Origin of the sequence: Massilia sp. BHUDP2 (genome assembly GCF_046236355.1) — a bacterium.
GTDB lineage: Bacteria > Pseudomonadota > Gammaproteobacteria > Burkholderiales > Burkholderiaceae_D > Telluria > Telluria varians.
On the sequence record NZ_JBJUVW010000004.1, the window covers coordinates 189,995 to 205,419 of the forward strand.

Sequence of the window (15,425 nt, forward strand, 5' to 3'; positions counted from 1 at the left end):
GAGCTAGAATGCAAGTCGCATTTTCTGGCAAGAAAGCCAACCTCCTTTCTACTTCAGCTCCTACAACACGATGCGTACACCAGCACTCACGATCTTCGCAGCGCTCCTGACCCTGCCGGCGCTGCCGGCGGCGGCATCCACGCCCATCACCCTCGACCAGGCCATGGCCCACCCCGACTGGATCGGCACGCCGGTGGAAAACGCCTGGTGGAGCTGGGACAGCAAGCAGGTGTTCTATAAACAGAAGCGCACCGGCTCGCCGATCCGCGACACCTGGCAGGTGAGCCAGGGCGGCAAGCCAAAGCTGGTGAGCGACGCCGAGGCGGCAAAGATCGACGGCAACGACGTCATCTACAACCCGGCCCAGACCCGCGCCCTGATGCTGCGTAACGGCGACCTGTTCGAGCGCGACCTGAAGAGCGGCGCGCTGGTGCAGATCACCCGCGGCGCCAGCAAGCTCGACGCGCTCCAGTATTCGCACGACGAACGCACGGTCTACTACCGCATCGGCACCGACTGGTACGGCTGGGACCGCGCCAGCCGCGTGGTCGGCCCGGTTGCGCTGCCGCGCGCCGCCAAGGACCCGGCGGTGAACGAGGAAGACGCGCTGCGCGACCAGCAGCTGCGCCTGATGACCCACCTCAAGCGCCAGAAGGATGACCGCGATGCGCTGCGCGAGCGCATGAACGAGCAGCGCCGCGTTGACCCCACCCTGCCCCCGGCCCCGGTCTACCTGGGCGACAAGGTCGCGATCGAGAGCAGCGTGCTGTCGCCCGACGGCCGCTGGCTGCTGGTCGTCACCGCGCCGAAGAACGGCGACAAGGGCCGCGTCGGCAAGATGCCGCGCTACGTGACCGAATCGGGCTACGAGGAATTCGACGACCAGCGCACCCGCGTCGGCCGCAACATGCCGGCGCCCCATGCACTGAAGCTGGTCGACCTGCGCACCAACAAGGTGCAGGACCTGTCCTTCGACGTGCTGCCGGGCGTGAACGTCGATCCGCTGGCCGAGCTGCGCGCCGCCGCCAAGAAGGAGCCGCTGAAGGGCAACCGCGCGCTGCGCGTCATCGACGGCGCCGATGCGATCGAATGGTCGGCCAACGGCGCCAACGTCGCCGTGATGCTGCGCGCGGTGGACAACAAGGACCGCTGGATCGCCACCGTCGACCTGCAGGCCGCCAAGCTCAAGCCGCTGCACCGCCTGACCGACAACGCCTGGGTCAACTACGACAACAACGAATTCGGCTGGCTGCCGGACAACCGCACGCTGTGGTACCTGTCCGAGGAAAGCGGCTACTCGCACCTGTACACCCAATCCGCCGAAGGTGGTCCTGCCCGCGCCCTGACCTCGGGCAAGTGGGAAGCCTCGGACGTGCGCTGGTCGCACGACGGCCGCATGGCCTATGTGATGTGCAACCGCGAAACGCCGGGCGACTACGAGGTCTGCGCGGTCGACGCGAAGAACGGCACGGTCCGCGAAGTCACCAGCCTGGACGGCGTCGAGCGCTTCACCCTGTCGCCCGACGAAAAGAAACTGCTGGTGCACTGGTCGAGCAGCTACACCCCGGTCCAGCTGGCATTGGCGCCGGTAAGCGGCGGCGCGGCAACCAAGCTGACCGATACCCGCACTGCCGAGTTCAAGGCGCGCCAGTGGGTCGAGCCGCAGTACGTGGCGGTGCCCTCGAGCGCCGGCGGCGATCCGGTCTGGGCCAAGCTGTACCGCCCGGCCCAGCTGGAACCGGGCAAGAAGTACCCGGTCGTGATGTTCGTGCACGGCGCCGGCTACCTGCAGAACGTCAGCAAGCGCTACCCGAACTACTTCCGCGAGCAGATGTTCCACAACCTGCTGGTCCAGAAGGGCTACGTCGTGCTCGACATGGACTACCGCGCCTCGAAGGGCTACGGCGCCAAGTGGCGCAACGCGATCTACCGCCAGATGGGCCATCCGGAACTGGTGGACTACATCGACGGCGTGAACTACATGGTGGCGCAGCACCAGGGCGATGCCAAGAACGTCGGCGTGTACGGCGGCAGCTACGGCGGCTTCATGACCTTCATGGCCCTGATGCGCGCGCCGGAAACCTTCAAGTCGGGCGCCGCCCTGCGTCCGGTGACGGACTGGGTGACCTACAACCACGGCTACACCGCCAACATCCTGAACACGCCGGACATCGACCCGGAAGCCTACCGCATCTCGTCGCCGATCGAATACGCCGACAAGCTGCAGGGCCACCTCCTGATCGCGCACGGCATGGTCGACGACAACGTGTTCTACCAGGACTCGGTGCGCATGGCCCAGCGCCTGATCGAGCTGAAGAAGGACAACTGGGAACTGGCCAGCTACCCGCTGGAGCGCCACGCCTACGTCCAGCCGGAAGCCTGGTATGACCAGTACCGCCGGATCTACCAGCTGTTCGAGCGCACGCTCAAGCAGTAAGCAAAACCAAGGCGCCTGCGGGCGCCTTTTTTACGGCTAATCGTTCGTAGGGTGGGCGGCTTGTCCGCCCACGCGGTGATCGGTAGCGGCTCAGTTATCGCGCCGGATGATCTCGCCGCCAACTATCACCGCGTGGGCGTTCGTAATTCCGGGCACTGCCCGGAATTACCCCGCCCACCCTACTTTTCATTGGTCCGCCAGGAAGTCCAGTAGCGTCAGCGCCACCACCTTGGTGGCCTTGCGCAGATCCTCCAGCTGCACATGCTCGTCTGCCTTCTTGGCGTTCGACGCCGAGACCGTGCGCGGCCCGGCCCCATACATCACCGTCGGGATGCCGCGCTCGCCGTACAGGCGCGCATCCGCGTACAGCGGCGTGCCCTGGGCCGTGATCTCCTCGCCGAGGATGGCGCGGCCGTGGCGCTGCAGGCTGTCCACCAGCTTGTCGGAACCGGGCAGCGGGCGCAGCGCATGCGAGAGCAGCAGGCGCCGGATCTCCAGCCGGATGCCGGGCATGCCGGCCACCGCGCCTTCGATCAGGGCGCGCACCTGCGCTTCCACCGCCACCGGGTCTTCTTCGGGGATCATGCGGCGGTCCATCTTCATGACCACCTTGCCCGGCACCACATTGGTATTGGTGCCGCCATCGATGCGGCCGACCAGCATGGTGGGCGAATCGATGCCGGGTACCTGCGACTTGATCTTCTTGAGTTCCGGCAGCTGGCCGTAGATCGCGTTCAGGATGCGGGTAGCGGCCTGCAGCGCGTCCACTGCCGTCTCCGGCATGGCGCCGTGCCCGGCCTTGCCGTGCACCGTGATCTCCAGCTGCAGGCAGGCGTTGTGGGCGGTGACGATGTTGTAGCTGAAGCCGGCCGCGATCACGTAGTCGGGGCGGGTCAGGTTCTGTTCCAGCAGCCAGCCCGGGCCGAGCAGGCCGCCGAATTCCTCGTCGTAGGTGAAGTGCAGCTCGAGCGCCCCCTTGAGCGGCAGGCCCAGCGCTTCCAGCGCGCGCACGGCGAAGACGTAGGTGGCGAAGTCGCTCTTCGAGACCGCCGCCGCGCGGCCGTAGATGGCCCCGTCAACGATCTCGGCGCCGTAGGGCGGTTTGCTCCAGCCCTCGCCCGGCGGCACCACGTCGCCGTGCGCGTTCAGCGCCAGCGTCGGGCCGCCCGCGCCATAGGGGCGGCGCACGATCAGGTTGGTGATGCTTTCCATGCCGTAGTCGCGCACCGCCTGCGCCGGCACCGCATGCTGCTCGGCGTTCCAGCCGTATTGCGCGAGCATCGCCGCCACCGCTTCCGCATGCGGCGCATTGTTTCCCGGCGGCGTATCGGTGGGAATGCGGATGACCTGCTGCAGGAAGCCGACCTGCTCGTCGAAGTGCTCGTCGATCCATTGCAGGAGTCGTTGCCGTGCTTGATCGTTCATCGGTGTTGTCCGGTTTTTGCGCCCGCTTCGAACCAGGCGCCGACCTGCGCCCGTTCCGCATCGGTCATGTTGGTGAGGTTCGCCAGCGGCATCGCCTTCATCTGCACGGTCTGCTGGTAGATGCGCTGCGCGTTCTGGCTGACGAGTTCGGGGGTATGCAGCATCACGCCGGCCGGGGCCGTCGCGAAGCCCGGCTGGGTCGGGTGCTGCGCGTGGCAGGACACGCAGCGCTGGTCGATGATGGTGCGCACCTGTGCGAAGCGCGCCGCGTCGTCCGCGCCGGTCTGCGCCTTGACCGGTGCCGGCGCCTTCGGCGCGATGGCGAAGGCCAGGATGGCGAGCAGGGCCACGCCCGCCACCGGGTACTTCCATTCGACGCGGCCCTTGTGTCGCAGGTTGAAGAAGTGGCGGATCAGGACGCCCGCCGCCATGATCACGCCCAGCACCGCCCACGAGTATTCATGGCGGTAGGTCATCGCGTAGTGGTTGCTGATCATGATGAACAGCACCGGCAGCGTGAAGTAGTTGTTGTGGACGCTGCGCTGCTTGGCCTTGATGCCGTGGATGGGGTCCGGCTTCTCGCCGGCCATCATGGCGTTCACCATCTTGCGCTGGCCGGGAATGATCAGCATCGCCACATTCGCCACCATCATGGTGCCGATCATCGCCCCCACGTGCAGGTAGGCGGCGCGGCCGCTGAGCAGGTGGGTGAGCACATAGCTGCTCAGGACCAGGAAGGCGAAGATGGTGAGGCCGAAGGCCAGGTCGTGCTTGCCCAGCGGGGAACGGCACAGCAGGTCGTAGACGATCCAGCCGACCACCAGGCTGGCCAGGCCGATGCCGACCGCCTGCCAGCTGGTCAAATCTGCCACGCTGCGGTCGACCATCATGGCCTGCGCGTTCAGGTAGTAGACGATGACCAGCAGTGCGAAGCCCGAGATCCAGGTGGAATAGGCTTCCCACTTGAACCAGTGGAGTTCCTTGGGCAGCTCGGCGGGCGCCACCAGGTATTTCTGCGGGTTGTAGAAGCCGCCGCCGTGCACCGCCCACAGCTCGCCGGCCACGCCCTTCCTGGCCAGCTCGGAGCCCGGCGCCGGCGGACGGATGGTGTTGTCGAGCCAGACGAAGTAGAAGGACGCACCGATCCAGGCGATGCCCGTGATGATGTGCAGCCAGCGCACCAGCATGTTGAACCACTCCAGGGCATACGGGCCGAGATAACCGAAACCATCCATAGAAGCGTCCTTGTCGAGTATCCCCCGACGATAACGTGATTTCAATTTCTGCAACATGAAATTTAGCGTATATTCGACATAACTGTATTGATATACGCCCCCATGGCCAGCCTGCCCCAGCACCTCGACCTGCACCTGATCCGCATCCTCTACCTGCTGCTGCAGGAGAAGAACGTCTCGCGCGTGGCGCTCAAGCTGAACCAGCCGCAGCCCTCGATCTCGGCCTCGCTGCGCAAACTGCGCGAACTGACAGGCGACCCGCTGCTGGTGCGCGGCGCGCGCGGCATGGTGCCGACCCAGCACGGCGAGAGCCTGCTCAAGCCGGCCAAGCGCATCCTCGACGAAACCGAGAGCCTGTTCGTGCGCAAGTCGCCCTTCGTGCCGGAGGAAGCGGCGCGCACCTTCCACATCGCCGCGCCCGACTACCTCGACACCCAGTTCCTGCCGAACGTGGTCGCGGCGCTGCGGCGCGGTTCGCCCAACAGCAAGGTGGTGATCCACAGCCTGGGACCAGGCCTGGACTACCTGCGCATGCTGTCCGATGGCGAGATGGACCTGGTGATCGCCAACTGGGACGAGCCGCCCGCGCACCTGCACATGTCCAAGCTGTTCGAAGACCCGATCATCTGCACCATGCGCGCCGACAGCCCGTATGCCAAGCGCACCGCGATCGATGCGATGACGGTCGAGGATTACCTGGCGCTGCCGCATGTGGCGCCCTCGCAGATGCTGCCGGGCTACCACGGCGTGATCGACGCCCACCTCGACCGCCTGGGGCTGCAGCGCAAGGTGGCGGTCGAGTCGCCCTACTTCGGCGTGATTCCCTACATGCTGACCCAGAGCGACCTGGTGCTGACCACCGGGCGCCAGTTCATCCGCTTCTACGAACGCACGCTGCCGCTCAAGAGCTTCACGGTGCCGATCAAGTTTCCGCCGATGCGCTTCTACCAGCTGTGGCACCAGCGGGTGCACCAGTCGACCGAGCACAAGTGGCTGCGCGACCAGGTCAGCTCGGCGGCCCGTGCGCTGGTCGCCAAGTAGGCGCAATACCGCTTATCTGCTCAAGCGTATAACTGGAGGACCTGCAGGATTTATCATCATTGACTCTCATGAGGCGATGCGAACCATGACCACCCTGTCGGACCTGAACACCTGCCCACCGGCCACCTTCGTCGAAGCGCTGCGCGGCATCTACGAACACTCGCCCTGGATCGCCGAACGTGCCGCCGGCCTGCGGCCTTTCGCCAGCGTCGCCGCCCTCAAGCAGGCCTTGCAGGCAGCCGTCACGCAGGCAAGCGAAGACGAGCAGCTGGCGCTGCTGCGCGCCCACCCGGAACTGGCCGGCAAGGCGGCGATCGCCGGCGAGCTCACGGCCGAATCGACCGGCGAGCAGGCGGCGTCCGGCCTGAACCGCTGCAGCCCGGAGGAATACGCCGTATTGCACGCGCTCAACGCGCAATACAAGGAGAAGTTCGGCTTCCCCTTCATCCTGGCGGTCAAGGGCCCGACGGGACGCGGCCTGACCCGCGCCGCCATCATCGAGACCTTTGCACGGCGCCTGAAGAACACGCGCGGCGACGAGATGCGCGAGTGCCTGCGCCAGGTGCACCGCATCGCCGAGATCCGCCTGAACGAGCTGCTCGTGGTGCAACTGCACTTCGGGCCACAGGTGATGGACTGGGCCGAGACACTGGGAGCGATCAGCGACAGCCCCGATGGGCTTACCTGTGCCTACATGACGCCGGCGCACCAGCGCACTGCCGCCCAGTTGCGCGACTGGATGATCGAGGCCGGCATGGACGCGCACATCGATGCGGTCGGAAACGTAGTCGGGCGCTACGCAGCCTTGCTACCGGATGCGAAGACCCTCGTCACCGGCTCGCACTACGACACCGTGCGCCAGGGCGGCAAGTACGACGGCCGGCTCGGCATCCTGCTGCCCATCGCCCTGGTGCGGCACCTGAACGAGCGCGGCGAACGCCTGCCCTTCCACCTCGAGGTAATCGGTTTTGCGGAAGAGGAAGGCGTGCGGTATCAATGCACCTTCCTGGGCAGCAGCGCCATTACCGGCCGCTTCGACCCACGCGTACTCGACCAGCAGGACAGCGAGGGCACGAGCATGCGCGCCGCATTGGGCGCCGCCGGCCACGATCCTGCGGCCATCCCCGCCATCGCGCGCGATCCGGCAGCGCTGCTGGGCTTTGTCGAAGTCCACATCGAACAAGGGCCGGTGCTGCTGGAGCGCGGCCTGCCGGTCGGCGTGGTGACGGCAATTGCCGGCAGCTCGCGCTACCTGGTCGAACTCTCGGGCGTGGCCAGCCACGCGGGCACCACGCCGATGGGCATGCGCCGCGATGCGGCGGCGGCCGCGGCCGAGATCGTGCTGCTGGTCGAGGAGCGCTGCAGCGGACGCGGCTCGCTGGTCGGCACGGTCGGGCAGCTCGAGGTGCCGTCCGGTTCCGTGAACGTGATCCCGGGGCAGTGCAGGCTGTCGCTCGACATCCGCGCCGCAAGCGATGTAGAGCGCCTGGCGGCGGTGGACGACATCCTGGCCGGCATCAGCGCCATTTGCGCGCGCCGCGGCATCGAGGAAAAGCTGTGGAAGCTGGTGGAGGCGGACGCCGCGCCCTGCGCGCCGCGCCTGATGGACCAGCTGGGCGCGGCCATCGAGGCCGCCGGCCTGCCGCGCTTCGAACTCTTGTCCGGCGCGGGGCACGACGCCATGGAGATGGCCAGCATCACCGATGTGGCGATGCTGTTCACGCGCTGCGGCAACGGCGGCATCAGCCACAATCCGCTCGAGACCATGACGGCGGACGACGCCGAGGTGGCGGGCGAAGTGCTGCTGCACTTCCTGGAAAGCATGAGCAGGCAATAAGCGTTACTTCTTCGTCGCGCGTGTCGATTCGTCTTTCGGCGACATTTTCAGGATCGCCAGGATCACCAGTGCGAACAAGGCGCTCAGAACGGCGGTCGCTTCCCGTCCCATGCCGGCGGCAATGCCGATGGCGGCGCTCAGCCACACGCTTGCGGCCGTCGTGACGCCTTTGACGTCTTCCTTGTCGGTTTGCTTCAGGATGGCCCCGGCGCCGATGAAGCCGATGCCGGCGGTGACGCCCTGCAGCACGCGCGACAGGTCGCCGATCTCCATGCCCGCCTGCAGCGGGATCAGCACGAACAGGGCCGCGCCCAGCGACACCAGCATGTGGGTGCGCAAGCCCGCCGATGCGCCCACCGATTCACGCTCGTAACCGAGCATCCCGCCCAGCACGACCGCCACCAGCAGCCGCACCACGATGCGCGTGATGTCCTCCACATTGCCGAGGTCCGAAAATTCCTGCTGTATTGTCAACCAACTTCGATCCAGCCAGTCCATGCTGCTCCTCCCGAGGTCACCCGGGAATGATGCCATCTAATCAAGATTTATGGCGCATGGATGACTTCGGCTCGTTCGAGCATGGCGTGCAAGAGCACGTTGCATCCCGCCTCCAGGTGGGCCGGCTGGGCGTCCTCGATCTCGTTGTGGCTGATGCCGTCCTTGCAGGGCACGAAGATCATGCCGGACGGCGCCACGCGGGCGGCGTAGATGGCATCGTGGCCGGCGCCCGAGACCACGTCCATGCTCGAGTAGCCCAGCTTTTCGGTCGCGGCGCGCACCGCGTTCACGCAATCCGGGTGGAAGGGGCAAGGCGGGTAGTAGGACACCCGCTCGACCTCGATGGCCAGGCCGCTGTCCTTGCGGGTCTTGGCCACGAAGGCCAGCATCTCCTCGTGCATGGTGTTGAGCAGCGCGTCGTTCACGTTGCGCAGGTCGATGCTGAACTTGACCTGCCCGGGGATCACGTTGCGGCTGTTCGGGAACACCTGCACCATGCCCACCGTCCCGCGTCCATAGGGCGGGTAGCGGTTCGCGATGGCGACCACTTCCTGCATGATGGACGTCGCCACCTGCAGCGCATCGCGCCGCAGTCCCATCGGAGTGGGGCCGGCATGCGCTTCCATGCCCGTCACGGTGCAGTCGTACCACGACAGGCCCATCACGGCCGGCACCACGCCGATCACCTTGTCCGCATCCTCCAGCACCGGCCCCTGCTCGATGTGGGTCTCGAAATAGGCGCCGATCGGGTGCTTGCCCGGCACTTCGTCGCCCAGGTAGCCGATGCGTTCCAGTTCCTCGCGCACGCTCTTGCCTTCGGTATCGACCGCCGCATAGGCCGTTTCCAGGCTGAAGGCGCCGCAGAACACGCCCGATCCCATCATCACCGGCACGAAGCGCGAGCCTTCCTCGTTGGTCCAGAAGGCGACCTCGATCGGCGCCTCGGTCTGGATGTTGCGCTCGTTCAGGGTCCGTACCACTTCCAGCCCGGCCAGCACCCCGTAGTTGCCGTCGAACTTGCCGCCGGTCGGCTGGGTGTCGACGTGGCTGCCGGTGACGATCGGCAGCGCGGACGGGTTGCGCCCTTCACGGCGCATGAAGACGTTGCCGATCTGGTCGACCGTGACTTCCAGCCCGGCCTCGCGGCCCCAGCGCACGACCAGGTCGCGGCCCTGGCGGTCCAGGTCCGTCAGCGCCAGGCGCTTGACGCCGCCCTTGTCCGTGGCGCCGATCGCGGCCAGGTCCATCAGCGATTGCCACAGGCGCTCGCCATTGATGCGCAGTTCGTCCATGCTGGTCTCCTCGAATCAAGCCAGGGTGGCGGAAAAAGCGGGACGCTCGACGTAGCGCCCTGCCCCGGCTTCGGCGCGCAATGTGCCGCGCTCGAACACCAGTTTGCCCCTTGCAACCGTATGCGTGGGGACGCCGCGCACCGTGCGCCCTTCGAAGACGTTGAAGCCGCCTTTCGAGTGCTGGGTGGCGGCGGAGATCGTGCGGGTACCGCTCGGGTCCCAGACCACGATGTCGGCGTCGGCGCCGACCGCGACCAGGCCCTTGCGCGGATACATGTTGAAGATCTGGGCCGCGTTGGTGGAGGTCACGCGCACGAATTCCGAGGGCGTGAGCAGGCCCGTGTTCACGCCGGCGTCCCAGACCACGGCCATGCGTTCCTCGACGCCGCCGCAGCCGTTCGGGATCCTGGTGAAGTCGTCCTTGCCGGCCGCCTTCTGCTCGGCGCAGAAGGTGCAGTGGTCGGTGGCGGTGGTGTGCAGGTTCCCGCCTTGCAGGCCCTGCCACAGCGCCTGCTGGTGGTGCCGGCTGCGAAACGGCGGGCTCATCACGTGGGCGCGGGCGAACTCGGGATCGGGATGGCGGTACACGCTGTCGTCGATGACGAGGTGGCCGGCCAGCGCTTCGCCGTACACGCGCTGCCCCTTGGCGCGCGCCCGGGTAATCGCCTCCAGCGATTCGGCGCAGGACACGTGGACGATGTAGACCGGGGTGCCGAGCACGCCCGCGATGGCGATGGCGCGGTTGGCGGCTTCGGCTTCCACTTCCGGCGGGCGCGAGAGCGGATGGGCCTCGGCGCCGCGGATGCCCTTCATTAAAAGCTCTTGCTGCAGCTGGTAGACCAGTTCGCCGTTCTCGGCGTGCACGGTCGGGATCGCGCCCAGTTCCAGCGCGCGGCGAAAGCTCCTGACCAGGGTCTCGTCATCGGCCATGATCGCATTCTTGTAGGCCATGAAGTGCTTGAAGCTGTTGACGCCGTGCTCGCGCACCAGCACGCCCATCTCCTCGTGCACCGAGGGGTCCCACCAGGTGACGGCGACGTGGAAGGTGTAGTCACCGGCCGACTTCTCGGCCCAGCCGCGCCAGGTGTGGAAGGCCTCCAGCAGCGACTCCTTCGGGTCGGGAATCACGAAATCCATGATGGTGGTGGTGCCGCCGGCCAGGCCGGCCGCGGTGCCGCTGAAGAAATCGTCGGCCGTGACGGTGCCCATGAAGGGCAGCTGCATGTGGGTATGGGTGTCGATCCCGCCCGGCATCACGAACTGGCCGCCGGCATCGACGATCGTCGCGCCCGCGGGCGCATCGAGGTTCTCGCCCACGGCCGCAATCCTGTCCCCCACACACAGCACGTCGGCGCGGAACGCACGGTCGGCGTTCACGACGGTACCGCCACGGATCAAGGTAGTCATGACTCTCCCTTCAGGTTGGATAGTTGTTCGCTGTGTTATTCACGGCCCGGGGCGCCGGCGCGGTGCGGCCCTTCATCATCAGTCCGTACACGATGGCCGCGATCACCACGCCGACGAACCAGGCGTAGGTATAGATGGTCTTGAAGGCTTCGCCCACGTTCGGGAAGGCGTCCGGCAGCGCCGCGTTCAGGAAGCCGGGAAGGTTGGGCAACACCCCGGCCGCGAAGGCCACGATGGCGGCCATGTTCCAGCCGCCTTTATACGAGTAGCTTCCGCCCTCGTTGTAGAGCTGGTCGACGTCGAGCCTGGTCTTGCGCACGAAGTAGTAGTCGACGATCATGATCCCGGCGATCGGCCCGAGCAGGGCCGAGTAGCCGGTCAGCCAGATGAAGATGTAGTTCTGGGTGGTCTCGAGTATCTTCCAGGGCATCATGGCCAGCGCGATGCCGGCCGTGATGTAGCCGCCGATGCGGTAGGAAATGCGCTTGGGCGACAGCGCCGAAAAATCGTAGGCCGGGCCCACCAGGTTGGCGGCCAGGTTGACGCTGGCGGTGTCGATCAGCAGGATGATGAGGGCCACCAGCACGGCGATGCCGGTCATGCGGCTGGCCACGTCGACCGGATCCCACAGGGCCTTGCCGTACAAGACGATGGTGGCCGAGGTGACGGTCACGGCCAGTGCCGCGAGCAGGCCCATCGGCAGTGGCAGGCCGAGCGTCTGGCCGACCACCTGGTCGCGCTGGGTCTTGGCGAAGCGGGTGAAGTCGGGGATGTTCAACGCCAGCGTGGCCCAGTAGCCGATCATCGCCGTCAGCGAGGGCCAGAACACCGCCCAGAACAGGCCGGCCTTCGGTCCGCCCTCGACGAACGCGGAAGGCTGGCCGAGCAGCGGGCCGAAGCCGCCCACCTTGTCGTACACCCACCACAGCAGCAGGAAGCAGATCGCGATCTTCAGCGGCGCGGTATAGGTTTCCAGCTTCCTGATCGATTCCATGCCGTGCACGATGAAGTACATCTGGATCGCCCAGAAGCCCAGGAAGCAGGCCAACTGGCCGAGGTTGATGCCCAGGCCCGGAAGGTTCTCGCCGCCGATCGGCGCACCCAGCAGCACGCCGAGCAGCGTGTAGATCATGCTGCCGCCGAACCAGGTCTGGATGCCGTACCAGCCGCAGGCGACGATCGCCCGCATCAGGGCGGGAAGCCGGGCGCCGCGGGTGCCGAACGAGGCGCGCGCCAGTACCGCATACGGAATGCCGTACTTGGTGCCGGCGTGGCCGATCAGGAGCATCGGCAGCAGCACGATCACGTTCGCGAGGAACACCGTGAGCACCGCCTGCCAGGCCGACATCCCGCTTTCGATCAGGCTGGCCGCCAGCATGTAGGCGGGGATGCTGATCACCATGCCGACCCACAGCGCCGCGAAGTGATACCAGCGCCAGGTGCGCTGCGCGGCCGTGGTCGGGGCCAGGTCGTGGTTCCAGAGTTCGGTGCTGGCGCCGGTCGGCGCGTCATGGTGCGTGGTCACGGGGGGACTCTCCTCGTCGGTTGCGAAAATGTGCGACCGAGTGTAGCGCAATCGTACTTACGGCGGTGCGGGGTTTCGTCGGCTCAAACGGCAACCGGTTCGGCCCTCGGATTGCGCGGGTCCTGCGTCCAGTTCATGGTGGGCTTGCCAGTCTCCTGCGGCACCATGGTGATGCAGGCCTCCACCGGGCAGGTGATCTCGCACAGGTTGCAGCCCACGCATTCGGCATCCTTCACCTCGTAGCGGCGCGTGCCTGCATCATCCACGCTGCGCGCGATCGCCTGGTGCGAGGTGTCCTCGCAGGCCACGTAGCACTTGCCGCACTTGATGCACTTGTCCTGGTCGATCCGGGCGATCACCTGGTAGTTCATGTCCAGGTACTTCCAGTCCGTCGTGTTCTGCACCGCCTTGCGCGAGAAGGCTGCAATGTTCGGATAGCCCTTGCTGTCCATCCAGCGCGACAGGCCGTCCTTCATCTCTTCGACGATGCGGAAACCGTGCAGCATCGCGGCCGTGCACACCTGCACGCTGCCGGCGCCCAGCGCGATGAACTCGGCCGCGTCGCGCCAGTTGCCGATGCCGCCGATGCCCGAGATCGGCAAGTTGCGCGTCGCCGGGTCGCGCGCGATCTCGGCCACCATGTTCAGGGCGATCGGTTTGACCGCCGAGCCGCAATAGCCGCCGTGGGTGCTGGCCCCGCCCACGATCGGGAATGCCACCATGCGGTCGAGGTCGAGGTGGGTGATCGAGTTGACCGTGTTGATCAGGGACACCGCATCCGCGCCGCCGGCCAGCGCCGCGCGTGCCGGATGGCGCACGTCGGTGATGTTCGGGGTCAGCTTGACGATCACCGGCAGGCGCGTGTGCTTCTTGCACCAGGCCGTGACCATTTGCACGTAGTCCGGCACCTGCCCCACCGCGGCGCCCATGCCGCGCTCGGGCATGCCGTGCGGGCAGCCGAAGTTCAGTTCGATGCCGTCGGCGCCGGTGGCTTCGACCAGCGGCAGGATCGCCGCCCAGGGCGCCTCCTCGCAGGGCAGCATCAGCGAGACGACCAGGGCGCGGTCCGGCCAGTCCTTCTTGACCTGGGTGATCTCCCGCAGGTTGATCTCCAGGCTGCGGTCGGTGATCAGTTCGATATTATTGAAACCGATGACCTCGCGGTTCTTGCCGTAGTGGGCCGAGTAGCGCGAGGACACGTTGACCGCCGGCGGATCTTCGCCCAGGGTCTTCCACACCACGCCGCCCCACCCCGCTTCGAAGGCGCGCACGACATTGTAGGCCTTGTCGGTCGGCGGCGCGGAGGCCAGCCAGAACGGGTTCGGGCTCTTGATGCCGCAGAAATCGATGCTCAGGTCGGCCATGCTGCCTCCGTTTTCGCTTGGATGTCTTCGTGGATGGCCATTGCAGCCAGCTTGCCGTGCTGGACCGCCTGCACCGTCAGGTCCTGCCCCGGCGCGACGCAGTCGCCGCCGGCATAGATGCCGGGCAGCGCGGTGCGGAAGCGATTGTCGATCCAGATGCGCTCGCCCTCGCGCGACAGCTCCCGTGCCAGCGGCTCCTGGAAGCCTTCTTCGCTCATGGCCTGGCCGATGGCCTTGAACACGGCGTCGGCTGCGATCTCGACCAGGCCGCCGGTGCGCACCAGGCGGCCCTCTTCCATGCGGGTCTGTTCGAAGCGCATGCCGGATACCCGGCCGCCTTCGTCCAGCAGCACCTCGAGCGGCGCCGCCCAGGTGCGAATACGGACAAAATTCGCCTTGGCGATCTCGATCTCGTGGCCGGTCGCGCTCATCGATTCCAGGCCGCGGCGGTAGACCAGGGTCACGTCCTCGGCGCCCAGACGTTTTATTTGCACCGCCATGTCGATCGCGGTATTGCCGGCGCCGATGACGACCGCACGGCGCGGTACCGGCAGCAGCGACAGGTCGCTGGCCTGGCGCAGCGCGGCGATGTAGTCGATGGCCGCCATCAGGCCGGGCGCATTTTCCCCTAGCAGGCCGAGCGCCCGGCTGGTCTGCAAACCGATGCCCAGGAAAACGGCGTCGTAGCGGGTGTGCAGCTCGGCCAGGCTCAGGTTCTCGCCGAGCCGGCGGCCGTATTCGATGTGGATGCCGCCGATCGACAGCAGGAAGTCCACCTCCTGCTGGGCAAAATCACCCGGCAGCTTGTACTTGGCGATGCCGAATTCGTTCAGGCCGCCCGCTTTCGGACGCGCCTCATACACGACGACGTCGTTGCCCAGCATCGCAAGGCGGTGCGCGCAGGACAGGCCGGCCGGACCGGCGCCGACCACGGCGATCACCTTACCGGTGGACGGAGCACGCTGGAAGGGATGGCCCTCGAAACGGGCGTTGTCGATCGCGTAGCGCTGCAGCAGGCCGATGCGCACCGGCTCGCGCTCGGCCGGGTTGTTGCGCACGCAGGCGTGTTCGCACAGGATCTCGGTGGGACATACCCGGGCGCAGCTGCCGCCGAAGATGTTCGCCTTCAGGATGCCCGCTGCGGCCCCGGTGACGTTCCCGTCATGGATGTTCTTGATGAAGCCGGCGACGTCGATGCCGGTCGGGCAGGCGTTCATGCAGGGGGCGTCGTAGCAGTACAGGCAGCGCGCCGCCTCGACGGCGGCCTGGCGCGCACTGAAGGGCGGCGTCAGGTCGGTGAACTGCGCGGCCAGCTCGCCGTTCGAGCCTGCCGCGGGCGGCAGGTGCTGGAGTGATTCGATCAT

General features: G+C 66.7%; 11 protein-coding genes. 3 read left to right on the forward strand and 8 right to left on the reverse strand.

Features of this window, described 5'->3' with window-relative positions; all coding sequences use genetic code 11:
- Positions 1–70: 70 nt before the first annotated feature.
- Positions 71–2,437: a S9 family peptidase gene (locus ACK6C6_RS22405; protein ID WP_409269368.1), complete on the forward strand. Its 2,367-nt coding sequence runs from the start codon at positions 71–73 to the stop codon at positions 2,435–2,437.
- A gap of 186 nt (positions 2,438–2,623) precedes the next feature.
- Here ACK6C6_RS22405 and ACK6C6_RS22410 read toward each other — a convergent pair whose 3' ends face one another.
- Together ACK6C6_RS22410 and ACK6C6_RS22415 are read right to left on the reverse strand one after the other, a co-directional pair.
- Complete coding sequence (locus ACK6C6_RS22410; RefSeq protein WP_409269369.1) at positions 2,624–3,862, reverse strand: M20/M25/M40 family metallo-hydrolase; 1,239 nt, start codon at positions 3,860–3,862, stop codon at positions 2,624–2,626.
- Positions 3,859–5,097, reverse strand: coding sequence for a urate hydroxylase PuuD (locus ACK6C6_RS22415; RefSeq protein WP_409269370.1), 1,239 nt, complete (start codon positions 5,095–5,097; stop codon positions 3,859–3,861). Before ACK6C6_RS22415 ends, ACK6C6_RS22410 begins: the two co-directional genes overlap by 4 nt.
- A 102-nt stretch (positions 5,098–5,199) precedes the next feature.
- Here ACK6C6_RS22415 and ACK6C6_RS22420 point away from each other — a divergent pair, with 102 nt between their 5' ends.
- Both ACK6C6_RS22420 and ACK6C6_RS22425 read left to right on the forward strand, forming a co-directional pair.
- Positions 5,200–6,138 (forward strand): LysR substrate-binding domain-containing protein, encoded by a 939-nt coding sequence (locus tag ACK6C6_RS22420; RefSeq protein WP_409269371.1) that lies wholly within the window; start codon positions 5,200–5,202, stop codon positions 6,136–6,138.
- An 85-nt stretch (positions 6,139–6,223) separates the two neighbouring features.
- The gene (locus ACK6C6_RS22425) at positions 6,224–7,975 is read left to right on the forward strand and encodes an allantoate amidohydrolase (RefSeq protein WP_409269372.1); all 1,752 of its coding nucleotides are present in this window, start codon (positions 6,224–6,226) and stop codon (positions 7,973–7,975) included.
- A gap of 3 nt (positions 7,976–7,978) precedes the next feature.
- Here ACK6C6_RS22425 and ACK6C6_RS22430 read toward each other — a convergent pair whose 3' ends face one another.
- The 6 genes from ACK6C6_RS22430 to ACK6C6_RS22455 all read right to left on the reverse strand — a co-directional run bounded on the left by ACK6C6_RS22430 (position 7,979) and on the right by ACK6C6_RS22455 (position 15,425).
- Complete coding sequence (locus tag ACK6C6_RS22430) at positions 7,979–8,473, reverse strand: MgtC/SapB family protein (RefSeq protein WP_051996594.1); 495 nt, start codon at positions 8,471–8,473, stop codon at positions 7,979–7,981.
- Between the two features lie 47 nt (positions 8,474–8,520).
- Complete coding sequence (locus ACK6C6_RS22435) at positions 8,521–9,765, reverse strand: Zn-dependent hydrolase (protein WP_409269374.1); 1,245 nt, start codon at positions 9,763–9,765, stop codon at positions 8,521–8,523.
- 15 nt (positions 9,766–9,780) lie between these two features.
- Positions 9,781–11,172: a dihydropyrimidinase gene (gene hydA, locus ACK6C6_RS22440; RefSeq protein ID WP_409269375.1), complete on the reverse strand. Its 1,392-nt coding sequence runs from the start codon at positions 11,170–11,172 to the stop codon at positions 9,781–9,783.
- A gap of 10 nt (positions 11,173–11,182) precedes the next feature.
- Positions 11,183–12,697 carry an NCS1 family nucleobase:cation symporter-1 gene (locus ACK6C6_RS22445; protein WP_409269377.1) on the reverse strand — a complete coding sequence of 505 codons (1,515 nt, stop codon included), beginning with the start codon at positions 12,695–12,697 and terminating at the stop codon, positions 11,183–11,185.
- An 83-nt stretch (positions 12,698–12,780) separates the two neighbouring features.
- Complete coding sequence (gene preA, locus ACK6C6_RS22450; protein ID WP_409269379.1) at positions 12,781–14,061, reverse strand: NAD-dependent dihydropyrimidine dehydrogenase subunit PreA; 1,281 nt, start codon at positions 14,059–14,061, stop codon at positions 12,781–12,783.
- A complete protein-coding gene (locus tag ACK6C6_RS22455) occupies positions 14,049–15,425 on the reverse strand; it encodes an NAD(P)-dependent oxidoreductase (protein ID WP_409269380.1) in 1,377 nt (458 codons plus the stop codon). The genes preA and ACK6C6_RS22455 overlap by 13 nt, the downstream gene beginning before the upstream one ends.

What these genes read in the sequence shown, in the direction of transcription:
- ACK6C6_RS22405 (WP_409269368.1), top strand. Translation starts at nt 71, where the DNA reads ATGCGTACACCAGCACTCACGATCTTCGCAGCGCTCCTGACCCTGCCG.
- ACK6C6_RS22410 (WP_409269369.1), bottom strand. Translation starts at nt 3,862, where the DNA reads ATGAACGATCAAGCACGGCAACGACTCCTGCAATGGATCGACGAGCAC.
- ACK6C6_RS22415 (WP_409269370.1), bottom strand. Translation starts at nt 5,097, where the DNA reads ATGGATGGTTTCGGTTATCTCGGCCCGTATGCCCTGGAGTGGTTCAAC.
- ACK6C6_RS22420 (WP_409269371.1), top strand. Translation starts at nt 5,200, where the DNA reads ATGGCCAGCCTGCCCCAGCACCTCGACCTGCACCTGATCCGCATCCTC.
- ACK6C6_RS22425 (WP_409269372.1), top strand. Translation starts at nt 6,224, where the DNA reads ATGACCACCCTGTCGGACCTGAACACCTGCCCACCGGCCACCTTCGTC.
- ACK6C6_RS22430 (WP_051996594.1), bottom strand. Translation starts at nt 8,473, where the DNA reads ATGGACTGGCTGGATCGAAGTTGGTTGACAATACAGCAGGAATTTTCG.
- ACK6C6_RS22435 (WP_409269374.1), bottom strand. Translation starts at nt 9,765, where the DNA reads ATGGACGAACTGCGCATCAATGGCGAGCGCCTGTGGCAATCGCTGATG.
- hydA (WP_409269375.1), bottom strand. Translation starts at nt 11,172, where the DNA reads ATGACTACCTTGATCCGTGGCGGTACCGTCGTGAACGCCGACCGTGCG.
- preA (WP_409269379.1), bottom strand. Translation starts at nt 14,061, where the DNA reads ATGGCCGACCTGAGCATCGATTTCTGCGGCATCAAGAGCCCGAACCCG.
- ACK6C6_RS22455 (WP_409269380.1), bottom strand. Translation starts at nt 15,425, where the DNA reads ATGATCGAATCACTCCAGCACCTGCCGCCCGCGGCAGGCTCGAACGGC.